Below are 21173 nucleotides of genomic sequence, written 5' to 3'. Positions count from 1 at the left end.
GGGGAGGTGTTGGGGTGTGTCAAAAAAATGATTGACGGTGCCTGTGGTCGTTGAGGTAGTGGTGTGGGCGTCGACGGAGCCGGCTTCGTATGGCACCGTCGACGCCAGCTGGAAGAGGTTGCAGTTTTGTTTAGTAGAGAAGCAGTGTCAACATTTTGTATGAGTCATAGCCGGCAATCGGCGATGTTCCCGAAACTCGAGCATCAATCTCGACTTGGTAGGTCCCTGGCGGGTGTCCCAAGGTTTCCCATGACCATTCTGAGGTCGAATCGTAGTCGCGCACGATTGTCCATGCCTTTCCGGGAGCTTTCAGCCAAAAGCGGAACTCATAGCTATTGGTATCCGCTACTGAGGCTGCAAATGTGATAACACTTCCCCCCTCGGCGGTCGTGTTCTCGATGGCCACATTCATGTCGGGCGGTGCGGGCGTTGAGACCACGAAGCTGACGTTTTTGTAGGCCTCAAAGCTTGCGGTGCTTCCTGCGGCCCTGACCGCCACCTCCACGAGATAGGTGCCTGCGGCCTTGCCGGTGGTGTTGAATGCCCAGGTAGCGGTGGAGCTGTAAGCTTGGGGCGTGCTCCAAGCACCTGAAGGACTTTTGATGGAGAAACGGTATTCGTAGCTGCCGGAACCGCCTGAGCCCGAGGCGGTGAAGGTGACGGTGGTTCCCGCCACTTGTGGGCTGGTCTTGTCTGTGGTGACGGTGACACCGGTGGCGGCATTGGTTGAGACCACGAAGCTGACGTATTTGTAGGCCTCAAAGCTTGCGGTGCTTCCTGCGGCCCTGACCGCCACCTCCACGAGATAGGTGCCTGCGGCCTTGCCGGTGGTGTTGAATGCCCAGGTAGCGGTGGAGCTGTAAGCTTGGGGCGTGCTCCAAGCACCTGAAGGACTTTTGATGGAGAAACGGTATTCGTAGCTGCCGGAACCACCTGAGCCCGAGGCGGTGAAGGTGACGGTGGTTCCCGCCACCTGGGGGCTGGCCTTGTCTGTGGTGACGGTGACACCGGTGGCGGCATTGGTTGAGACCACGAAGCTGACGTTTTTGTAGGCCTCAAAGCTTGCGGTGCTTCCTGCGGCCCTGACCGCCACCTCCACGAGATAGGTGCCTGCGGCCTTGCCGGTGGTGTTGAATGCCCAGGTAGCGGTGGAGCTGTAAGCTTGGGGCGTGCTCCAAGCACCTGAAGGACTTTTGATGGAGAAACGGTATTCGTAGCTGCCGGAACCACCTGAGCCCGAGGCGGTGAAGGTGACGGTGGTTCCCGCCACCTGGGGGCTGGCCTTGTCTGTGGTGACGGTGACACCGGTGGCGGCATTGGTTGAGACCACGAAGCTGACGTTTTTGTAGGCCTCAAAGCTTGCGGTGCTTCCTGCGGCCCTGACCGCCACCTCCACGAGATAGGTGCCTGCGGCCTTGCCGGTGGTGTTGAATGCCCAGGTAGCGGTGGAGCTGTAAGCTTGGGGCGTGCTCCAAGCACCTGAAGGACTTTTGATGGAGAAACGGTATTCGTAGCTGCCGGAACCACCTGAGCCCGAGGCGGTGAAGGTGACGGTGGTTCCCGCCACCTGGGGGCTGGCCTTGTCTGTGGTGACGGTGACACCGGTGGCGGCATTGGTTGAGACCACGAAGCTGACGTTTTTGTAGGCCTCAAAGCTTGCGGTGCTTCCTGCGGCCCTGACCGCCACCTCCACGAGATAGGTGCCTGCGGCCTTGCCGGTGGTGTTGAATGCCCAGGTAGCGGTGGAGCTGTAAGCTTGGGGCGTGCTCCAAGCACCTGAAGGACTTTTGATGGAGAAACGGTATTCGTAGCTGCCGGAACCGCCTGAGCCCGAGGCGGTGAAGGTGACGGTGGTTCCCGCCACCTGGGGGCTGACCTTGTCTGTGGTGACGGTGACACCGGTGGCTGGCGTTGGCGTCACACCGTACGTCAACGACATGGTCGTGCCGGGCGCCGAGATGCCCGTAATGTTGATGCCGCTCTGGATGCCGCTGTAGTAGCGGGAGTTTGGCGCCGATCCGTCGGTAAACGCCGCGCTGTTTCCGCTGTAGAAAAGAGTTGTGCTGTGTCCCCGGCAGGAACTCGCGGCCATGTTGCAGGACGCGGTGCTCGCCTGCTCGGCCATGACCCCCTGGTGACCTCCGGCCACGTAGCGGTTGATGTCGTTGTACCCTTGGGTGCCGGAGGCTATGTCTATGTGGGTAATGAGGAGGCCGCCGCTCCAACCGCTGCCCAGGTAGCGGCGGTTGCCCAGGTCCCAGCCGGTGGGGTAGCGGTTTTCTGCCAGGAAATACTCCGAGGTGCTCTGGGCGCCGTTAATGAACTTCAAGGCCGCGTTGTTCGACGACAGGGCGTGGCCGATGTTAATTGTGCCTGGAGACGATGGAACTACCGGCGTAGTCCATCCCAGGTATTGCCGGGACCATGCGTCGAGCGCCGTGGGGGTGGTCCCGCCGTATTCGTTGGTGTCACCGCCCCAGCTGCCGCTTGCCATGAGGGAGAAGGTGCCGAGGCCGGCGTTGTAGCTGGCCGTGTCGTAGAGGTCAGGAAGGCCGCAGATCTGGTGTCCCATTTCATGGGCAATGACCCCCATGGGGTGCTGGACGTCGTAGTGGTTCAGCTCTCCGTTCAGGGCGTAGTTCTGGAATTTCATTCCCGCGGCGGTGAACCATCCGGAACCGTAGGACGTGGCATGGGCCCAGACGCTGGGGGTCTTGCTGGTGCCTGACTCCTCGTATCCGGCCACTACAAAGTAGACCACGGCTTCCGTCCGGTCCACGAATCCGTTGGCGTTGGTGTCCAGTGCCGCGAAGTTCACGTAGGACGATGCCGCGTTGATCGCGGCGACAACCCAGGTCGATTCGGTTGTTCCGTTGTCAGGGTGAAGGTGGGGGACCGTGACCGTCACGACGCCGTTGGGATTTCCCGCCTGGCTGTGGGTGACAGGGTTGATGGAGAGGGTGTTGAAGGAGTTGTCCTTATAGAAGTTGGCCACCGACTTGACGCCGGGGGTGGTGCTGAACACGGCATCGTACCATCCTTGAGCGGTAGTGGCGAGGGATCGATCAGAGAAGTTCACAAGAACCATAAGGATTTTTCGGGTGCCGGACACGGGGGTGGGGGTCCAGTCACCCGGTGCAAAGCTGCTCTCCGATGCTGACATCTCCGCAGGGGGAGACTGTTCGGCCGTGGAAGCCGCGGTCCGCTCCTGCAGAATCTCATTCATGGCGCGATTTTGTTTGACGATGGCGGCCTTATCGCGGGGAGGGCGCAGGCCTTTTCCTATGGATGCGGGTGCCGACTGGCCCGGAAACACTTGAACACCCGACCCGCGAAGGGTGCCGTCGGGCGCTTTTTCTGCGTATTCCCAGATGCGGTTTGCCTTGTTCCTGATGACCGTGTAGCCGGTGTCGGTCTCGACCCATTTCTGGAATTCATCGCCTTTTTTCTTGCCGATGAAGGCGCTGCCGTCCGGTTGTTCGAAGTCAATCCAGTCAGGGCTGGCCGGTCCGGCCTGCACCACCGACGCAAGCATCATGAGACTCAAGAAGATGCTGAAAATCCTCGTCCACATGATCGTTCCCTCCTATGATGTCATAATGTCATATGGTGGTTATTTAGCTGAATAGTGATCGGCATGATGCAAGGTGTCATGTTGATATTTTCGGTTTGCAGTGGAAAAACTTGAAGGTAAAATCACTAAAAAATAGGGAGATAAGCTCGATGGGGTTGTCTGGTGTACCAGTGTATTCGTCTTAGTTGAGAGTATTGGGGTGTCAGTCAATTCACATAATTTGGTGCCAGCTCAGCTTCGGGGATGTTCGGGCTCCCGGGCGGCTTACCACGCAAGTAAGTTTTTTGCTAAAGTTTCCCTGTAGCCGTCCGATATGTGGTCATAGGGAGTGTTGTGTTTTTGGGGGGAGATGCCATGAATATTGAAGCCACCAGTGGAACAGGGCCACCCGCGGTTGCAGTTGTTCCGACAATCGTGGCAAAGTCCCGGCAGGATGAAGAGGAGCAGCGCGCGGCGCGGCCCGTGGAACAGGCTCGCGAGCCCGAGAAGGAGAGTGACAAGGGCAAGAGCGAAGATGAGCGGGTCAAGGAGGCGACGCAACGGATCAACGAGTTCATCGAGTCGTTCAGCCGTGATCTCGAATTCTCGGTGGACAAGGACACCAATAGAACGGTCGTCAAGGTCCTGGCACGGGAAAGCGGTGAGGTGATCCGGCAGATCCCCGCGGAAGAGGTGCTCAAGATCGCCAGGATGCTTGACGAACTCAAGGGGCTCATTATCAGGGAAAAGGCCTGATATGCGCTGATCGTCGCTGTAGTGGCATCGTGCCGGTTGGGGAAGGGGCACGACGGAGCGGTGAATTCCGTCTGCCGGCAGGGATGCTTGATTCGGGGCAATAAATCGTGTTGGCTGAAACGCAAAGACGCGCGGCAGATGGTCGCGCGTCTTTTTTGTGCCCGTAAGAACCCGTCCGGGGCCGCGCTCAGTCGTTGATGAAGAAGCTCTTGTTCTCCTCAAATGTCTGGGCGAACAGGTCCATGTCCCGCAATATGGTCTCGGGCGTGTAGCCGAGCAGGTGGGCCTCCTGTGTTTTTGCCAGATCAAGCTCCTCGTCCGGGTGGCGTTCGCCGATGCCGAGCTTTTTGCAGAACTTGTCGGCCAGGCATGTGGTTGCGGTCAGGAAAAGCTCGTACTGGTCCGACAGCCCTGGATTGGGAAAGTCGTGGTGGTGCATGACCGCCGCGGAAAGGGCCTCCGGGAAGTTCCATTTGCGGATGACGAGCGCTCCCACCTCCGCATGGGAAAAGGAATAGATGCTCCGCTCCACGTCCTCGAACGGCAGTCCCTCATTGTAGCAGCGCATCATCACCTGCTGGTATTTCGAAGGATCCAGGTCGTTCATGATGGTCTTGCCGATGTCGTGGAACAAGCCGGCCAGAAACGCCGTCTCTTCGTTGATGAACTTGCCGTTGGCGCTGATGATCCGTGCGGCGATGGCGGCGCCCACGGCATGTTCCCAGAGCATTTTCTCCGTCAGGCCGAAGCGTTTGCAGATCTGCTTGAGGGACGCGGCCACCACCAGGCTTTTCAGGGTCCTGAACCCCAGGAGCATGATTGCCCCGGACAGGGTGTTGATCTGGCGCTGACAGCCATAGTAGGCCGAATTGGAGAGCTTGAGGATCCGCGCGGCCACGGCCGGATCGGCGGAGACCGTCTGGGCGATTTTCTCGATCGTCACGTCCTCCTGCTCGATCATTTCAATGACCTTGGTGGCGACAAGCGGGATGGTCGGCAGGTCCACGGCGGAAAGAATGAGGGTTTCCAGTTCCTTGTTCATGGGGCACCTGTTCGTTGTAAACGGCTGCGAGCGACAATAGCTCTGGATTTATATGCAATTTCCTCGCCGAAGGCATGGCGTGCGGTCGGTTGCCTCCACCGATTGCATTGGGGCAGCCGAGGTGCTATTGTCGCACGGGCGGTAACTATTTCAGGAGGTCATGGTGAATATCACGAGCGCGGAATTTGTAACGAGCGGCACGAGGCCCGAGCACTATCCTCCCGGCGACCTGCCCGAGATCGCTTTTGTGGGGCGATCCAATGTCGGAAAATCGTCACTCATCAACGTGCTTGTTAATCGCAAGAGTCTGGTCCGGACCAGTTCTACGCCGGGGCGTACCCAGCTCATCAACTTTTTCAGGGTTAACGGCAGCTTGATGCTGGTGGACCTTCCGGGCTACGGGTTCGCCCGTGTCCCGCCGGAGGTGAAGAAGCAGTGGGGCCCCATGGTCGAAACCTATCTGGCGGGCCGATCCTGTCTCGCCTGCGTGGTGTTGATCGTGGATGTCCGCCGGACGCCGGCTGAAGAGGACCGGCTCATGCTCCAGTGGCTGCGGGCCTACGACATCCCCGTGCTGGTGGTTATAACCAAGTGCGACAAGGTCTCGAAGAATGAACGGGCTAAGCAGGCGGCCCTGATCAGCCGGACCCTCGGCCTGGCTCCGGACGAGACGGCTTTCTTCTCCGCCCTTTCCCGCGAGGGGCGTGATGCCATCTGGGCGCGGATCGAGGCGATTATGGCCGAAGGACACCCCCCGGCAGAGGATGGCGTCCCGGAATGACCGGTCGCCAAGGGCGTTGACTTTTACTGCCCGCTCTGCTACAACTCTTTGAACAATCGAATATTTCAAGCGTTCAGGTGCTTCCACTCCCACGGTGGAAGGTAAAAGGGAAAAGGGTGAGAATCCCTTGCTGTCCCGCAACTGTGAACGGTGATGAAAGCCGCAGCGATGCCACTGGAGTCCTTGTTGATGTGAAGGCGTGAAATACGCCTTCTTCCGGGAAGGCGCGGCGAGTAAAGTGATCCGTGAGCCAGGAAACCTGCCCGAACGCATGAGCAGCGGCCTCCGAGGAAGAGGTGCCGAAGCCATCGTCAATTCATCAACGGTATTCGAGCCCCGCCCCCTTGTCAGGAGGCGGGGTTTTTCATTCATGGCACAGATCATTTTCATAACGGGCGGCGCCCGCAGCGGCAAAAGTCGCTTGGCCGAAGAACTGGCGGCCAGGCAGGGTGCTCCCCTCGGCTATCTGGCCACCGGCTCTGCCGGTGACGGGGAGATGGCCGAACGGATCGCCCGGCACCGGACACGCCGCGGCGATGCCTGGACCACCATCGAAGAACCCCAGGCCCTTGTCGAGGCCCTGGCGACCCATGACGGCCGGTTCGCCGCAATCCTCGTGGATTGCGTCACCCTCTGGCTCTCCAATCTCCTCTTTTCCCTGGACGATCCAGCCCGCGTGCTCAAAGAAGTCGAACTATTGACACGGACATTCTCCACCCTCCGGACCCCGCTCATTATCGTATCCAACGAGGTGGGCATGGGGATCGTGCCGGAGAACCGCCTGGCGCGCCAGTTCCGTGACCTGGCCGGCGAGGCCAACGAGCGGATCGCCGCCGCGGCCGACGAAGTCTATGTGACATTCAGCGGGCTCCCGCTACGCCTGAAATGAACCCTGAAAGACGAGGTACTCCATGACGCTGCTGACCGAAACCCTGTCAAAAATATGTCCCGTAGATGCCGAACTCATGGCCCAGGCCCAGGCCCGGCTTGACAACAAGACCAAGCCCGTCGGCTCCCTGGGACGGTTGGAGGAGTTCGCCCGGCGCATGGTGGCCATCACCGGCAGCCTTGCGCCCGATACGGAGAAGAAGGTGGTCTTCACCTTTGCCGGTGATCATGGCGTGACCGACGAGGGCGTATCGGCCTTTCCCAGGGAAGTGACCCCCCAGATGGTCTATAACTTCCTGAGGGGAGGAGCCGGCATCAATGTCCTTGCGCGCCACGTGGGAGCCCAGGTGCGGGTGGTCGACATCGGGGTCGATCACGATTTCGGCGGCACCCCCGGCCTCATTGTCCGGAAGGTTGCCCGGGGCACCCGTAATTTCGCCCGGGGCCCGGCCATGACCAGGGAGGAGGCGGTCGCCGCCCTGGAGGTGGGGATAGATCTGGCGAATGAGGCCAAGCGGGAAGGGATCGCCCTGGTCGGTACCGGCGAGATGGGCATCGGCAACACCACGCCGTCGGCTGCCGTTATCGCCGCGTTCTCGGGGCTGCCGGTCCCGGCGGTGACCCACCGGGGGACCGGCATCGGCGATGAGGCCCTTGCCAACAAGGTCCGGGTTATCGAGGCGGGGCTGGCCCTGAACCAACCCGATCCGAAGGATCCCATCGATGTACTGGCAAAGGTCGGGGGGCTGGAGATCGCCGGCATCGCCGGCCTGATCCTCGGCTGCGCCGCAAACCGGCTGCCGGTGGTGGTGGACGGCTTCATCTCCACGGCCGGGGCCCTGGTGGCCTGCGAGCTCAATCCCCATGTGCGGGATTACCTCTTTGCGGCCCACCAGTCGGTGGAAGTGGGGCACCGGGCCATGCTCGACCGCATTGGCGCCGCGCCGATCCTGGACCTCCAGATGCGCCTCGGCGAGGGGACCGGCGGTGCCCTGGCCATGGGACTCATCGAGGCCGGGGTCAGGATTTTGACGGAAATGGCCACCTTTGAGGAAGCAGGTGTAGCGGAAGGGGACTATTGAAGCTCTATTTCATCGCCCTTCAGTTTCTGACCATTGTCCCGCTGCCGTTCCGGCTGCGCTGGGACGAACGCGCCCTGGGACGCTCCATGGCACTCTTCCCCCTGGCGGGGCTCACTCTGGGAGCACTGCTGGCCGGGGCCGACATGCTTTTCGCAGCGCTGGTGCCGCGGCCGGTCAGCGATCTCCTGCTGGTGGCGCTGCTGGCCGGGGTAACCGGCGCGCTGCACCTGGACGGCCTGGCCGATGTCTGCGACGGGCTGGCGGCCCGTGGCGGCAGGGAGCGTTTCCTGGCGGTCATGAAGGATTCCCGGGTGGGTGCCGTGGGAGTGGTGGGGCTCGTGCTCGGGCTGGCGCTCAAGTACCAGGCCCTGCTGGCGGTGCCGGACGACCTCAAGCGTCAGGCGCTCTTGCTCTTCCCTGCCGTGGCCCGCTACGCCCAGGTGCAGATGACCGTCGGCGCCAACCGCGCCCGGCAGGACGGCCTCGGCGCCGCTTTCATCGCCGGGACCGGGGTGTTCCAACTGGTGACGGCCGGCACGATCACGGCCGTTGCAGCCTGGCTGCTGCTGGGCCCGGCGGGCATAGCCGTGCTTGCGGCATCCGTGCTTTTCACCGGCGGGTTCCGGTGGTGGTTCCACCGGCATCTCGGCGGGGTTACCGGCGATGTCATCGGCTGCGCCAGCGAACTGAACGAGATTCTCTGCCTGCTGGCCATCCTCGCGCTGCACAGGGGCTGACAGCTCCGTACGGAGACTGTCCTTCCATACTTCGCTCCCTTCCCGGGAACACACAGAAGATGTAGAAGCAGGGGCCATGCCGTGAGGCTGCCCGAACAAACAACAGGGATATTTCCCTCTCAGGAACGGAACATGACACGCAAAACACGCATCTATCTCATCCGTCACGGCGAAGTGGAGGGGGCCGGCGTCCCCCGTTACAACGGACACAACGACGTGGGCCTCTCCGAGCGGGGCAAGGCCCAGTACCTGGAGCTCCGCAAGCGGTTCGACGGGGTTCGGATCGCCGCCTGCTACACCAGCGACCTTACCCGCTGCGTCTGGGGGGCCGAGTCCCTGGCCGCTCACCTGAACGTTCAGCCGCAGCGCCACCCGGAACTGCGGGAAATCTGCATGGGCGAATGGGAGGCGAAGAGCTGGCAGGAGCTCCAGGACCGCTATCCCCACCAGTGGCAGGCGCGGCTCAACGACCTGGAAGGCTACCGGGTGCCGGGGGGGGAGAATCTGCTGGACGTCCGGACCCGGGTCATGCCCGCCGTCAATGCCATCGTGGAGCGGCATCGGGGGGAAGACGTCCTGGTGGTGGCCCACGGCGGCGTGAACCGGATCATCCTCCTGGAGGCCATCGGCGCACCCCTGGCCAACCTCTTTTCCATTGAGCAGACTTACTGCTGCATGAACATCATCGACTACTTCGAGGACGGCCGTGCGGTGGTGAAACTGGTGAACGGGTAAACCATGAAATCGATCATCATCGCCGCGCCCCACAGCGGCTCGGGCAAGACGACCATCACCGTGGGGATCATGGAGTGCTTCCGGCGGCGCGGTCTCACCGTGGCGCCCTTCAAGGTGGGCCCCGACTTCATCGACCCGGGCTACCACCGGCTGGTGACGGGCCTCCCCTCGGCCAACCTGGACGGCTGGATCTGTCCCCCCGAGTTTGTCAGGGCATCCTTTGCCCACCACGCCCTCAACGCCGACATGGCCATCATCGAGGGAGTCATGGGACTCTTCGACGGATTCGGCGGGATCGCCGACGAGGGGAGCACGGCCCAGGTGGCCCGGCTGACCGGTGCGCCGGTGATCCTGGTGGTGGACGCCCGGGGGCTGGCCCGCAGCGCCGCCGCCATCCTCAAGGGTTTCGCCGAATTCGACCCCTCGGTACGGGTGGCCGGCGTCATCTTCAACAACGTGGCCGGCGACAGCCACGAGCGCATCCTCCGTGAGGCGGTGGCCCAGGCCCTGCCGGAACTGAAGGTGTTCGGCTGCATCCCCCGCGACGACGGGCTGCACATCCCCGCGCGCCACCTGGGACTTTTCACGGCTGAGGAGCATCCCCTGTCGGATGAGTTCCTGGATCACCTTGTGGAAGTGATCCGCGACCGGGTGGACCTGGGGCTGCTCTGGGGGGCGGCCAACCCCCTGGACGCGCCCGTGCCCCGCGCGGAGCCGATTCCCTGCCGGACCCTGGCGGGACCGGTGCGGCTGGCGGTGGCCCGGGACGAGGCCTTCTGCTTCGTCTACGAGGACAACCTCTGTCTGCTGCGCCGCGCCGGCGCCGAGATCGTTACCTTTTCCCCCCTGCGGGACGAGCGACTGCCGGACGACGTGGCCGGGGTCTACCTGCCGGGCGGCTACCCCGAGGTCTTTGCCGATGCCCTGGCGGCCAACAACAGGATGAAGGAGTCCCTGGCCCGGGCCGTGGACGAGGGGATGCCGGTCTACGCCGAATGCGGCGGTTTCATCTACCTGACGCGCGGGGTTACGGACAGCGCCGGGGAGCCTGAATCGCTCCACGAGTTCGTGGGGATATTTCCGGTGACCACCCGGATGCTTCCCCGCCGCAAGGCCCTCGGCTATCGCGAGGTGGAACTGGCGGTCGACACCATCATCGGTCCCGCCGGCACCCAAGCCCGGGGACACGAGTTCCACTACTCGGAGATGGAAGAGATGCCCGCCGACGTGGAGCGGGCCTACCGGGTCCGCCGGGGCCCGGTCGACCTGGGGATGGAAGGATACCTTTACCGCAACTGTCTTGCCTCCTACGTCCACCTCCACTTCGGGAGCAACCCGGAACTGGCCGCGTCGTTCGTGGCACGCTGCAGATCATACTCCACAAGGAGCAGTGCGTGAAAACCCAGATCGAACAGGCCCGCGAGGGCATCATCACTCCCCAGATGGCGGCCGTGGCCGTGGAGGAGCACGTCTCCCCCGAGTATGTCCGCCTGATGGTGGCCGAGGGGAAGGTCGTCATCCCCTGGAACCACGTGCGCGCACCAAAGGCGGTCGGCATCGGCAAGGGACTGCGGACCAAGGTGAATGCCTCCATCGGCACCTCCTCGGACATCGTCGACTACGAGGCCGAGGTGCGCAAGGCCCGGGCCGCCCAGGAGTCCGGCGCCGATACCCTCATGGAGCTGTCCGTGGGCGGCGACCTGGACCGGGTCCGGCGCGAGGTTATCGCCGCCGTGGACCTGCCGGTGGGGAACGTCCCGCTCTACCAGGCCTTCTGCGAGGCGGCGAGGACATACGGCGACCCCAACCGGCTCGACCCGGAGATGCTCTTCGACCTGATCGAGCGCCAGTGCGCCGACGGCATGGCCTTCATGGCGGTCCACTGCGGCATCAACCTCTACACCATCGAGCGGCTCCGTCGCCAGGGGTACCGCTACGGCGGCCTCGTCTCCAAGGGGGGGGTGAGCATGGTGGGCTGGATGATGGCCAATAACCGCGAGAATCCGCTCTACGAGCAATTTGACCGGGTGGTCGGCATCCTGAAGAAGTACGACACGGTCCTTTCCCTGGGCAACGGCCTGCGGGCCGGCGCCATCCACGACTCATCGGACCGGGCCCAGATCCAGGAACTCCTCATCAACTGCGAGCTGGCCGAGATGGGGCGCGAGATGGGCTGCCAGATGCTGGTGGAGGGGCCGGGCCACGTCCCCCTGGACGAGGTGGAGGGGAACATCCAGCTCCAGAAGCGGATGAGCGGCGGCGCACCCTACTATATGCTCGGGCCCATCTCCACCGACGTGGCCCCCGGCTTCGACCACATCACCGCCGCCATTGGCGCGGCCCAGTCGAGCCGCTTCGGCGCCGACCTGATCTGCTACATCACCCCGGCCGAGCACCTGGCCCTCCCCAACGAAGAGGATGTCCGCCAGGGGGTCAAGGCGGCCCGGGTCGCCGCCTACATCGGCGACATGAACAAGTACCCCGACAAGGGGCGCGAGCGGGATCGGGAGATGAGCAAGGCGCGCCGCGACCTGGACTGGCAGAGGCAGTTCGAGCTGGCCCTCTATCCGGAGGACGCCCGGGCGATCCGGGCCAGCCGCACCCCCGAGGACGAGGCCACCTGTACCATGTGCGGCGACTTCTGCGCCTCCCGGGGGGCAGGCAGGCTGTTTGCCGGCGATCTGCGGGGGGACAAGGTGTAGAGCGCAGGCAGTTTCAATCTGAAGAAGCATCCTTCCGGCGTAAGGGAAACCGGTGCAATACCGGTGCTGCCCCGCAACTGTGAGGGGGGACCGCTGCCGCAGTGATGCCACTGTCCGAAGGGACGGGAAGGCGCGGCAGACGGGATGATCCCCGAGCCAGGAGACCTGGCTGGAAGGCGACAACACACTCCGACCGAGGGGAAGGGAGGTTGTATGGGGAGCAGAGCATATCCACTGCGGCTGTGAGGTTGTTCCGGCACGCGAAGGCAAGAACGGCGACGGAACATGACTTCATAAGGAGCACGCAATGAAACGCATTACCTTGTATGCTGCCGGTTCGGCAATCATTGGCGCAACGCTGCTGGCCGGTCCCGCTCACGCCATGCACATCTCGGAGGGGATCCTCCCCCTGGGGTGGGCGGCACTCTGGTTCGCCGTGGCGGCGCCCTTTCTGGCCCTGGGCATACGGCGGGTGAACGACCTGTCCCGCCACGATCTCTCCTTCAAGCCCCTGGTGGGACTCATGGCGGCGGTGGTCTTCATCATCTCCTGCATGCCGATCCCGGTGCCCACCGCCGGCACCTGCTCCCATCCCTGCGGCACGGGGATCGCCGCGATTCTGGTGGGACCGCTGGTCAGCGTGGTCATCACCACGGTGGCGCTCCTCATCCAGGCCCTCTTCCTGGCCCACGGCGGGATTTCGACCCTCGGCGCCGACGTGGTGTCCATGGGGGTGGCGGGCTCCTTTGCCGGCTGGTTCGTCTTCCGGGGGATGCGCCGGCTGGGCGCGGGCCTTGCGGTGGCCGCCTTTGTTGCCGGGCTGCTGGCCGACTGGGCCACCTACCTGACCACTGCCCTGGAGCTGGCCTCGGGCGTGCGCGGGAGTGAGCCGTTTTACCCGCTGTTCTTGAAGATCGTTGCCGCCTTTGTTCCAACCCAGCTCCCCCTCGGCGTGCTGGAAGGGGCCATGACCGCCGGCATGGTGGTCCTGCTCCACCGCAAGCGCCCCGATCTGCTGGCGAAAATGGGGGTGGTCGATGCCGGCGGCCCGGGGGGCGGTCCCCGCCGGGCAACCGTGGCCATGCTGGCGCTGTTCTGCCTGCTCGCCTCGCTCCTTATGGCGGGACCGTCGCGCGCATCGGAAAAATGGCCGGGCGTTGATGAGACCGTGGTGGAAAAGATTGCCGCGGAACACGGCCGCGAACCGCGGGCCCCTCTCATCAATACCGACCAGGGGGACCTGCTCCTCTTCGTTTTTCTGCTGGCCGGCGCGGTCGGGGGCTTTGCGGCGGGCTATTTCTGGCGTATGCTGGTGGCGGAACGGAGAACGTACGATGACAATACTTGAAACCTCCTGGGTCCAGGGCACTGACCGCGAGATTGAGGAGCTGGTGCGGCTCGTGAACGAGGCAATCGCGCTGGAGCTCAACGCATCCCGGCTCTACGCCCTGTTCCAGGACCTCTTTCCCGATGACGGAGAGTTCTGGCAGGCGCTTTCCATCGAGGAGGAGAATCACGCGAACCTCCTGCGAAACGGTCGCCGCCTTTTCCTGCCCGAAGGGAGGTTCCCCCGGGAGCTCCTGCCCGAATCCCTCGGCCCCCTGGTGGAGAAGAACCGGGAGCTGGAAAGCCTGTTCGACCGCTACGAGCAGACCCCCCCCAGTCGGGAGGAGGCGTTCCGGACCGCCCTCGTCCTTGAGGAGTCGGCGGGCGAGCTCCACTACCAGCGGGCCATGGAAAACCGGGCTCCCTCCTGGACCCTCAAGGTGTTTCAGACGTTGAACGACGACGACCGCGATCATGCCACCCGGCTCCGCGACTACATGGCGGCGGAGGGAATTGCCGAATGAAGCACGTCCTCAGCGCGTCTCCGGCCGATCATCCCCTGTCGCGGCTCGACCCGCGGGTCAAGCTCCTGACGGCCGGGGCGCTGCTCGTCATGGTCATCAGCTGCACCGGCGGACTGTTCCCGTTATTGGCGGCAATTCTTTCCCTGGGGATCGTCATCTCGCTGGGGGTGCCGCTCCGCCTGATCCTGCTCCGCTTTGCGGAGCCGGCCTTCATCGCCGCCGTGGTTCTCCTGCTCAAGCTCTTCTTCAGCGGTGTCACGCCGCTTTTCACACTCCAGTTGCCCTGGCTGGAGCTTACCGCATACCGCGAGGGGCTGCGGGAAGGGCTCCTCATCGCCGGCCGCATTGCCGCCGCCGTGTCGGTTGTGTCGGCGGTCGGCTTCTCCACCTCGTTCACCGACCTGATGGCGGCCCTGGCATGGCTGAGGGTGCCGCGCAGCTTCATCGAGGTGGCGCTGTTCGCCTGGCGCTACCTGTTCCTGCTCCTGGACGACGCCCAGGTGATCCACGCGGCCCAGCGGAATCGCCTGGGCTACAGCGGGCTGCGCCGGGGGATGCGCTCCTTCGGTACCCTGGCCGGCGCCCTGGTTCTCAAGGCATTCGACAACAGCCAGACCATTACCACCGCCATGGTCCAGCGGGGGTACGACGGAAATTTGCCGCTGTTCAGGCACCGTCCGTTCCGGCCGGCCGAGGTGGCCCTGTCCGCCCTCTTCGTGGCGGCCATGGGAACCCTCTGGGGGATGCAGTGAGGTTTTTCGTGGACCTGAAGGCCTATGCCTATCCCGACGGTACCGTGGCCCTGTCGGATATCCGTTTCCAGGTGGCGCGGGGAGAATTTTGCGGAATCCTCGGCTCCAACGGCTCGGGCAAGACGACGCTGCTCAAGATCATGGACGGGCTGATCAGGGAGTACGACGGCAGCGTGCTCCTGGACGGCCGGGACGTGCGGAGCCTCCAGCCGAAGGATATCTACCGCACGGTCGGGCTCGTGTTCCAGAACCCGGACGATCAGTTGTTCGCCCACACGGTCTTCGAGGATGTGGCCTTCGGCCCCCGCAACATGGGATTTGCCGAGGCCGAGGTCAAGGCGCGGGTGGAGCGGGCCCTGGATGCCGTGGACCTGGCGGGGGCGGCGGCCAAGCAGATCCACCACCTGAGCTACGGCCAGAAAAAGCGCGCCTGCATCGCCGGGCTCCTGGCCATGGGGCACGAGGTGCTCCTCATGGACGAACCCACCGCCGGCCTCGATCCCATGGGGGAGTACCGGATGATGGAGCTGCTTACGCGGCTCAACCGGCAGGAGGGGGTGACCATCGTCATGGCGACCCACAGCGTCGATCTGGTGCCCCTGTTTCTCCACCGGCTCCACATCCTGAGTCGGGGGCGGATTGTCCGCGGCGGGCCGCCCGAGGAGGTCTTCACCGCCCCGGCCGAGATGGAGAGCGTCAAGCTGCGGCTTCCCCACATAGCCGAGCTCATCCACCGCCTGAAGCACGAAGATGGTGTCCCGTTCCGGCGCACGCCGCTCACCATCGGCGAGGCCCGGCGGGAAATTATGGAATTGATTGAAACCACAAGGAGTTGACATGAAGACTGCTATTCTGTTGATGGCCCACGGCAGCCGCATCCCCGAGGCGAACGACGCCGTGCGGGAGATTGCGGCCATGGTGAAGGAAATGACCGGTTTCGAGATCGTGGAGGTATCGTTCCGGGAGCAGCATCTGCCGAACATCCAGCAGGGGATCGATGCCTGCGTGGCCCAAGGCGCGGAGCGGGTTCTGCTGATGCCCTACTTCCTCTTCGTGGGTGCCCACGTGCAGGAGGACCTCCCCGAGGAGATGGCCGAGGCCCGCACCCGTTACCCTGCCGTGGAGTTCGCCATGGGAGGGCACCTGGGCGTGCACCGCAAGCTGGCCGAGGTGGCGGCGGACCGGATCGCCGAAGCCCTCGCCGCCACGGGGTGGCGCTGATGTCGGTCCACCTCCGCCCCGAGGAAATCGAGGCCGAGTCGTTCCGGATCATCGATGCCGAAGCGGGCTCACACTCCTGGGGGCCGGACCAGTGGCCGGTGGTGCGTCGCGCCATCCATACCTCCGCCGATTTCGACTATGCCCGGAGCATGGTCTTCTCCCCCGACGCCGTGCCGCGCGCCCTGGCGGCGCTCAAGGCGGGAAGGGGCATCGTCACCGACACCACCATGGCCCTGTCGGGCATCGCCAAGCCGCGCCTGGAGCGATTCGGCATCTCCATCTCCTGTTTTGTGGCCGATCCCGGCGTGGTACGCCGGGCCCGGGAGCAGGGGATCACCCGCTCCATCCTGGCTCTACGTGCGGGGGCGTCGGACCGGGGCAACGGCATCTTCGTCATCGGCAACGCACCCACGGCCCTCTTCGAGCTGATCCGCCTGGTGCGGGAGGAGGGGCTGCGCCCCGACCTGGTGGTGGGCTTTCCGGTGGGGTTCGTTGGGGCCGCGGAGAGCAAGGAGGCGCTCCTGGCCCTGGAGCATGAGGTCCCGGAAGTCCCCTTCATCACCAACCGGGGACGCAAGGGGGGGTCCAATCTGGCGGCGGCGGTGGTGAACGCCCTGCTCATCATGGCTATGGAGGGGTAATGCGCAAAGCCAACAAGCGAATCACCGATTTCGACGTCATCCGCCGAATGCTCGACACCTGTCACGTGGGGCGGCTCGGCACCCTGGGAGCCGACGGCTGGCCTCGCATCAAGCCCCTCAACTTCGCCTGGCACGAGGGGCGGATCTATTTTCACTGTGCCCTGGAAGGGGAGAAGCTCGACGATATCCGCCACGAGGACCGGGTCTGCTTCGAGGTGGACCTGCCCATCGCCTATGTGCGGGGAACGACGGAGACCCCCTGCCGGGCCGAGTACCTCTACCGCAGCGTGATCATGCGGGGCAGGGCGCGGCTGGTTGAGGAACCGGCCGAGAAGGTGCTTGCCCTCGACTGTCTCATGCGCAAATACCAGCCCGACGGCACCTGGGGTTCCTATCCGGAGGAAAAACTGGCCATCACCGGCATCGTGCGGATCGACGTGGAGGAAGTGGTGGGCAAGGAAGAGCTGGGCAAGGACGAGCTGCGGGAGCAGGCCCTGGCCATGCTTGCGTCGGGGGTTCCCCTCCCGGCGATCCTGGGGTAGGGTCGGTGTCCGGCCGGGAGCTTCGCCACGGCTACACCACCGGTGCCTGCGCCGCTGCCGCTGCTGCCGGAGCGGCCCGGATGCTCCGGCGCCAGGAGCCGGCGGACGAGGTCGAGATCGTCCTCCCCCGGGGTGAGCGGGTGACCTTTCGCCTCCACGGCCAGGAGTTCACCGAAACCTGGGCCACCTGCCACGTGGTGAAGGATGCCGGCGACGACCCGGATGTGACCAACGGCGCCGAAATTCACGCAACTGTCCGGCGCGAGCCCCTCAACCGGCCCGGCGCCCGGACCATGGTCTTTGTCACCGGCGGCCGCGGGGTGGGGACGATCACCAAGCCGGGGCTTGCCGTGCCGGTGGGTGAGCCTGCCATCAACCCCGTGCCCATGCGCATGATCACCGAGGCGGTCAAGGCCGAGTTCTCGGTGGTCTGCCTTCCCCAGATCCTCACGGTCACCGTCTCCATTCCCAATGGCGAAGAACTGGCGAAAAAGACCCTCAATGCCCGCCTGGGCATCGTGGGTGGGCTCTCCATCCTCGGCACCACCGGCATCGTCCGCCCCATCTCGGCCAAGGCCTGGACCGACACCCTCGACGCCGCCATCGATGTGGCCCTGGCCTGCGGCTGCCGGACCCTGGTCCTCTCCACCGGCCGGACGAGCGAGCTGGTGGCCCAGGGAGCTCTGGCCGGGGAGCATCTGCGGGAAGAGGCCTGCGTGATGATGGGCGATCACGTGGGGTACGCGCTCCGGGCCTGCGCCCGCAAGGGGGCGGAGCAGGCGGTTCTCGCGGGCCAGTTCGCCAAGCTCCTGAAGATCGCCTGCGGCCATGAGCAGACCCATGTCTCCTCCTCCGAACTTGACCTGCGGCTGCTGGCCGAATGGATCGCCGCCACCCCTGCCGCCTCGCATCTGGCGCCGCTCGTTGAAGGTGCCAACACCGCCCGGCAGGTGCTGGAGGCGTCGGGCAACGACCCCGCCCTCATGGAGCTGGTCTGCACTCGGGCCCGGGAAGCGGCCCGGCTGCTGGCTCCTTCCCTGCGCATCAAGGTTTTACTGGCGGGCTACGATTCAACGGTGCTATATTTCGGGTAAAATGTTCGCCCTGTCCTGCAATTTGCCATAAAAGGGGGTTCTCCATGCCTCATCAGAAAATTTATCTCGTCGGCGCCGGCATCGAAGGGTGGGAGGGGTTCGGCTCCAAGGCCCTGGAAGTCATTAACGAGGCCGAGGTTCTCATCGGCCACCGGCGTCATCTGGACACCTTTCCCGAGTTCAAGGGGAAGAAGCAGGAACTGGGCGATCTCTCCATCCTCCTGGAGCAGCTGAAGAACACCGACAAGCGGACCGTTGTCCTTGGCTCCGGGGACCCCAACTTTTTTGGCATCGCCCGCTTCCTGCTCCGCAATCTCTCCAAGGACCGGATCGAGATCTTTCCCAATGTGACGAGCGTGCAGTACGCCTTTGCCCGGATCAAGGAACCCTGGGACGACGCCATCTTCGTCTCGGTGCACGGCCGGGGTCTCAAGCCCGCCGTGGACCGGATCGTGGCCGCCGAGAAGGTGGCGGTCCTCACCGATAAGGTCAACACTCCCGCAGCCATCGCCCGGGAGCTCATCGAGCGCGGCGCCGAGGGGTACGAGGCGTGGCTCTGCGAGGACATGGGAACGCCGGCCGAGAAGTTCACCCGCACCGATGTGAAGGGGCTGCTGGACATTACCGCCTCGGAACTCAACATCCTCATCCTCGTGAAGGCGTGGGAGCCCCAGCTGGCCCAGTACCCGGTCATGGGCATCGCGGACGACGAGTTCGCCACGGCCAAGAAGCTCATCACCAAGCAGGAGGTGCGGGCCGTCACCCTGGCCAAGCTCCGGCTCCAGGATGATCTGGTCATGTGGGACATCGGCGCGGGCAGCGGCTCGGTATCCATCGAGGCGTCCAACCTCATGCCCAACGGCCGGCTCTTCGCCCTGGAGCGCAATCCCCAGTACGTGACCTTCCTGCGGGAGAACCTGAAGAAATTCGTGGCCCGCAACGTGGTGCTGGTGGAGGCGTTCGCCCCCGAGGGGCTCGATGACCTGCCCGACCCCGACCGGGTCTTCATCGGCGGCTCCGGCGGCATGCTGGAGGAGATCATCGAGGCCGTGGACCGCCGGCTCAAGCCCGAGGGGGTCATCGTCCTCAACGCCGTGACCCTGGATACCCTCACCAAGGCGGTGGAGTTCCTGGAAGACCACGGCTACCTGGTGGAGGTGGCGTGCGTCAACGTGGCCAAGACCCGGGGGCTCACCGAGTACAAGATGTTCGAGGCCCAGAACCCGGTCTACATCATCTCGGCATGGAAAGGCGAAGAATGAGCGGTTTCGCCAAAATTTACGCCGTCGGGGTCGGCCCCGGCGACCCGGAACTCCTGACCCGGAAGGCCGAGCGGATCATCCGCTCGGCCGATGTCATCTGTGCCCCCACCGGCGCCGCCGATGCCGCCAGCTATGCCCTCTCCATCGTCGAGGATCTCATCGATCCCTCCCGCCAGGAGGTGCTGCCCCTGGTCTTTCCCATGCGCAAGGACCAGGAGGGGCTTGACGCCTTCTGGGAAGAGGCTGCCGCCCAGGTGGCCGAGCAGGTCCGGCACGGCAGGGATGTGGCGTTCATAACCATCGGCGATCCGTTTCTCTACTCCACGTTCCTCTACCTCTACCGCATCTTCCGGGAGCGCTATCCGGAACTATCCGTTGAGATCGTACCGGGAATTTCCAGCATTACTGCCGCTGCCGCGGTTGCCGGTGTACCCCTTGGGATGGCTGCCGAGCGGATCGCCATCCTCCCCACCACCTACGAGGATGCGGAGCTGCGCGAAACTTTCGCCCGGTACGACACCGTGGTCCTCATGAAGGTCAACCGGGTCTTCGACCGGGTCTACGCCCTGTTGAAGGAGCTGGGGCTGGAGCGGTGCGGGGTCTTCGTGCGCCGGGTCGGTTCCGCCGACGAGGAGGTGGTGTTCGATCTGGAGAGGCTCGTGGGGGAGAAGCTCGACTACCTGTCGCTGCTGATTGTCAGGAAGTAGCATCGAACGCCATTGGAAAGGTTGTTCCCCGTGTCATCTGTCGCTGATAACCCCATTGTCCACTTCGTCGGTGCCGGCCCCGGCGATGCCGAATTGATCACCGTGAAGGGTGCCCGGCTCCTGCGAGAGGCCAAGGTGGTGGTCTATGCCGGGAGTCTGGTGGACCGCGAACTGGTCCGCACCTACGCCCCCGGCGCCGAGGTGCATGACTCCGCCGCCCTGACCCTGGAGGAGACCACGGCGCTCCTGGCCCGGGCCGTGGCCGACGGCCGGCGGGCCGTGCGCCTCCACACCGGCGACCCCTCCATCTACGGGGCCATCCAGGAGCAGATGGCGGAGCTGGACCGGCTCGGCATCGGCTACGAGGTGGTCCCCGGCGTCACGAGCGCCTTTGCCGCAGCGGCATCCCTGAAGCAGGAGCTGACCCTGCCGGAGGTGTCCCAGACGGTCATCATCACCCGGCTGGCCGGTCGGACCCCAGTGCCCGAGCGGGAGCGGCTGGCGGAGATCGCCCGGATCGGGGCGACGCTCGTCATCTACCTGTCGGTCGGCATGATCGAACAGGTGGTGGCGGAACTCCTCCAAGGAGCCTACACGCCGGCCACCCCGGCGGCGGTGGTGTCCCGGGCATCCTGGCCCGACGAGCAGGCGGTTGAGGGAACCCTTGCCGACATCGCCGACAAGGTGCGGAGCTCCGGCATCGGCAAACAGGCGATCATCCTCGTGGGGGACGTGCTGAAGGCGCGGCGGGAAGGGCTGAAGGCCCGGTCGCTCCTCTACGACGGCGGATTCTCGCACGAATTCCGCAGGGGGATTATCACGTAGCAT

21 protein-coding genes and 2 riboswitches are annotated in these 21173 nt (G+C 64.3%); of the genes, 19 read left to right on the top strand and 2 right to left on the bottom strand.

From position 1 onward, the window contains the following. Positions 1 to 130: 130 nt before the first annotated feature. On the bottom strand, positions 131 to 3574 hold the full coding sequence (locus AABA48_RS12390) for a M6 family metalloprotease domain-containing protein (protein ID WP_338270506.1): 3444 nt from the start codon (positions 3572 to 3574) through the stop codon (positions 131 to 133). Between the two features lie 354 nt (positions 3575 to 3928). Here AABA48_RS12390 and AABA48_RS12385 point away from each other — a divergent pair, with 354 nt between their 5' ends. After that, positions 3929 to 4309, top strand: a complete 381-nt coding sequence (locus tag AABA48_RS12385) for a flagellar protein FlaG (RefSeq protein ID WP_214302734.1) — start codon at positions 3929 to 3931, stop codon at positions 4307 to 4309. Positions 4310 to 4496: 187 nt separating this feature from the next. On the opposite strand, the gene AABA48_RS12380 is transcribed toward AABA48_RS12385, so the two are convergent. Beyond that, the gene (locus tag AABA48_RS12380) at positions 4497 to 5351 is read right to left on the bottom strand and encodes an HDOD domain-containing protein (RefSeq protein ID WP_286350707.1); all 855 of its coding nucleotides are present in this window, start codon (positions 5349 to 5351) and stop codon (positions 4497 to 4499) included. A 160-nt stretch (positions 5352 to 5511) separates the two neighbouring features. Between AABA48_RS12380 and yihA the strand changes: the two genes are divergently transcribed. The 18 genes from yihA to cobM all read left to right on the top strand — a co-directional run bounded on the left by yihA (position 5512) and on the right by cobM (position 21170). Next, entirely contained in the window at positions 5512 to 6132 is a 621-nt protein-coding gene (gene yihA, locus AABA48_RS12375) for a ribosome biogenesis GTP-binding protein YihA/YsxC (protein ID WP_286350706.1), read from the top strand. A gap of 58 nt (positions 6133 to 6190) precedes the next feature. Continuing rightward, a riboswitch (cobalamin riboswitch) is annotated at positions 6191 to 6413 on the top strand. 89 nt (positions 6414 to 6502) lie between these two features. Beyond that, positions 6503 to 7021: a bifunctional adenosylcobinamide kinase/adenosylcobinamide-phosphate guanylyltransferase gene (gene cobU, locus AABA48_RS12370; protein ID WP_338270501.1), complete on the top strand. Its 519-nt coding sequence runs from the start codon at positions 6503 to 6505 to the stop codon at positions 7019 to 7021. Positions 7022 to 7043: 22 nt separating this feature from the next. After that, the gene (gene cobT / locus AABA48_RS12365) at positions 7044 to 8102 is read left to right on the top strand and encodes a nicotinate-nucleotide--dimethylbenzimidazole phosphoribosyltransferase (protein WP_338270499.1); all 1059 of its coding nucleotides are present in this window, start codon (positions 7044 to 7046) and stop codon (positions 8100 to 8102) included. Then, the gene (gene cobS, locus AABA48_RS12360; RefSeq protein WP_324308894.1) at positions 8099 to 8839 is read left to right on the top strand and encodes an adenosylcobinamide-GDP ribazoletransferase; all 741 of its coding nucleotides are present in this window, start codon (positions 8099 to 8101) and stop codon (positions 8837 to 8839) included. Before cobT ends, cobS begins: the two co-directional genes overlap by 4 nt. 132 nt (positions 8840 to 8971) lie before the next feature. Next, positions 8972 to 9574 (top strand): alpha-ribazole phosphatase, encoded by a 603-nt coding sequence (gene cobC, locus AABA48_RS12355; RefSeq protein WP_286350702.1) that lies wholly within the window; start codon positions 8972 to 8974, stop codon positions 9572 to 9574. A gap of 3 nt (positions 9575 to 9577) precedes the next feature. Next, positions 9578 to 10972 carry a cobyrinate a,c-diamide synthase gene (locus AABA48_RS12350; protein WP_324308890.1) on the top strand — a complete coding sequence of 465 codons (1395 nt, stop codon included), beginning with the start codon at positions 9578 to 9580 and terminating at the stop codon, positions 10970 to 10972. Next, the gene (gene thiC / locus AABA48_RS12345; protein WP_324308887.1) at positions 10969 to 12276 is read left to right on the top strand and encodes a phosphomethylpyrimidine synthase ThiC; all 1308 of its coding nucleotides are present in this window, start codon (positions 10969 to 10971) and stop codon (positions 12274 to 12276) included. Before AABA48_RS12350 ends, thiC begins: the two co-directional genes overlap by 4 nt. 18 nt (positions 12277 to 12294) lie before the next feature. Then, positions 12295 to 12464, top strand: a riboswitch (cobalamin riboswitch). 119 nt (positions 12465 to 12583) lie between these two features. Then, entirely contained in the window at positions 12584 to 13624 is a 1041-nt protein-coding gene (locus tag AABA48_RS12340) for an energy-coupling factor ABC transporter permease (protein WP_286350699.1), read from the top strand. Further along, on the top strand, positions 13611 to 14126 hold the full coding sequence (locus AABA48_RS12335) for a hypothetical protein (RefSeq protein ID WP_324308884.1): 516 nt from the start codon (positions 13611 to 13613) through the stop codon (positions 14124 to 14126). The genes AABA48_RS12340 and AABA48_RS12335 overlap by 14 nt, the downstream gene beginning before the upstream one ends. Then, entirely contained in the window at positions 14123 to 14878 is a 756-nt protein-coding gene (gene cbiQ / locus AABA48_RS12330; protein ID WP_338270492.1) for a cobalt ECF transporter T component CbiQ, read from the top strand. Before AABA48_RS12335 ends, cbiQ begins: the two co-directional genes overlap by 4 nt. Beyond that, a complete protein-coding gene (locus AABA48_RS12325) occupies positions 14875 to 15714 on the top strand; it encodes an energy-coupling factor ABC transporter ATP-binding protein (protein WP_286350696.1) in 840 nt (279 codons plus the stop codon). Before cbiQ ends, AABA48_RS12325 begins: the two co-directional genes overlap by 4 nt. A gap of 1 nt (position 15715) precedes the next feature. Then, the gene (locus tag AABA48_RS12320) at positions 15716 to 16099 is read left to right on the top strand and encodes a sirohydrochlorin chelatase (RefSeq protein WP_045667635.1); all 384 of its coding nucleotides are present in this window, start codon (positions 15716 to 15718) and stop codon (positions 16097 to 16099) included. Continuing rightward, complete coding sequence (locus AABA48_RS12315) at positions 16099 to 16740, top strand: precorrin-8X methylmutase (protein WP_286350695.1); 642 nt, start codon at positions 16099 to 16101, stop codon at positions 16738 to 16740. The genes AABA48_RS12320 and AABA48_RS12315 overlap by 1 nt, the downstream gene beginning before the upstream one ends. Then, positions 16740 to 17282: a pyridoxamine 5'-phosphate oxidase family protein gene (locus tag AABA48_RS12310; RefSeq protein WP_286350694.1), complete on the top strand. Its 543-nt coding sequence runs from the start codon at positions 16740 to 16742 to the stop codon at positions 17280 to 17282. Before AABA48_RS12315 ends, AABA48_RS12310 begins: the two co-directional genes overlap by 1 nt. Positions 17283 to 17287: 5 nt before the next feature. After that, on the top strand, positions 17288 to 18376 hold the full coding sequence (locus AABA48_RS12305; protein WP_286350693.1) for a cobalt-precorrin-5B (C(1))-methyltransferase: 1089 nt from the start codon (positions 17288 to 17290) through the stop codon (positions 18374 to 18376). 44 nt (positions 18377 to 18420) lie between these two features. Next, a complete protein-coding gene (locus AABA48_RS12300; RefSeq protein WP_039646709.1) occupies positions 18421 to 19638 on the top strand; it encodes a bifunctional cobalt-precorrin-7 (C(5))-methyltransferase/cobalt-precorrin-6B (C(15))-methyltransferase in 1218 nt (405 codons plus the stop codon). Further along, a complete protein-coding gene (gene cobI / locus AABA48_RS12295) occupies positions 19635 to 20345 on the top strand; it encodes a precorrin-2 C(20)-methyltransferase (RefSeq protein ID WP_286350692.1) in 711 nt (236 codons plus the stop codon). Before AABA48_RS12300 ends, cobI begins: the two co-directional genes overlap by 4 nt. Positions 20346 to 20375: 30 nt before the next feature. Next, a complete protein-coding gene (gene cobM / locus AABA48_RS12290) occupies positions 20376 to 21170 on the top strand; it encodes a precorrin-4 C(11)-methyltransferase (RefSeq protein WP_286350691.1) in 795 nt (264 codons plus the stop codon). Positions 21171 to 21173 lie beyond the last annotated feature (3 nt).

The organism is Geobacter sp. 60473, from assembly GCF_036323535.1.
GTDB classification, from domain to species: Bacteria; Desulfobacterota; Desulfuromonadia; order Geobacterales; family Geobacteraceae; genus Geobacter; species Geobacter sulfurreducens.
Note: the sequence above shows the minus strand (reverse complement) of the source record. Positions and strands in the feature narration are given on the sequence as shown.

Coding starts and splice junctions, on each gene's coding strand:
- AABA48_RS12390 (WP_338270506.1), bottom strand. CDS start 3,574: ATGTGGACGAGGATTTTCAGCATCTTCTTGAGTCTCATGATGCTTGCG.
- AABA48_RS12385 (WP_214302734.1), top strand. CDS start 3,929: ATGAATATTGAAGCCACCAGTGGAACAGGGCCACCCGCGGTTGCAGTT.
- AABA48_RS12380 (WP_286350707.1), bottom strand. CDS start 5,351: ATGAACAAGGAACTGGAAACCCTCATTCTTTCCGCCGTGGACCTGCCG.
- yihA (WP_286350706.1), top strand. CDS start 5,512: ATGGTGAATATCACGAGCGCGGAATTTGTAACGAGCGGCACGAGGCCC.
- cobU (WP_338270501.1), top strand. CDS start 6,503: ATGGCACAGATCATTTTCATAACGGGCGGCGCCCGCAGCGGCAAAAGT.
- cobT (WP_338270499.1), top strand. CDS start 7,044: ATGACGCTGCTGACCGAAACCCTGTCAAAAATATGTCCCGTAGATGCC.
- cobC (WP_286350702.1), top strand. CDS start 8,972: ATGACACGCAAAACACGCATCTATCTCATCCGTCACGGCGAAGTGGAG.
- AABA48_RS12350 (WP_324308890.1), top strand. CDS start 9,578: ATGAAATCGATCATCATCGCCGCGCCCCACAGCGGCTCGGGCAAGACG.
- AABA48_RS12340 (WP_286350699.1), top strand. CDS start 12,584: ATGAAACGCATTACCTTGTATGCTGCCGGTTCGGCAATCATTGGCGCA.
- AABA48_RS12335 (WP_324308884.1), top strand. CDS start 13,611: ATGACAATACTTGAAACCTCCTGGGTCCAGGGCACTGACCGCGAGATT.
- cbiQ (WP_338270492.1), top strand. CDS start 14,123: ATGAAGCACGTCCTCAGCGCGTCTCCGGCCGATCATCCCCTGTCGCGG.
- AABA48_RS12320 (WP_045667635.1), top strand. CDS start 15,716: ATGAAGACTGCTATTCTGTTGATGGCCCACGGCAGCCGCATCCCCGAG.
- AABA48_RS12315 (WP_286350695.1), top strand. CDS start 16,099: ATGTCGGTCCACCTCCGCCCCGAGGAAATCGAGGCCGAGTCGTTCCGG.
- AABA48_RS12310 (WP_286350694.1), top strand. CDS start 16,740: ATGCGCAAAGCCAACAAGCGAATCACCGATTTCGACGTCATCCGCCGA.
- AABA48_RS12300 (WP_039646709.1), top strand. CDS start 18,421: ATGCCTCATCAGAAAATTTATCTCGTCGGCGCCGGCATCGAAGGGTGG.
- cobI (WP_286350692.1), top strand. CDS start 19,635: ATGAGCGGTTTCGCCAAAATTTACGCCGTCGGGGTCGGCCCCGGCGAC.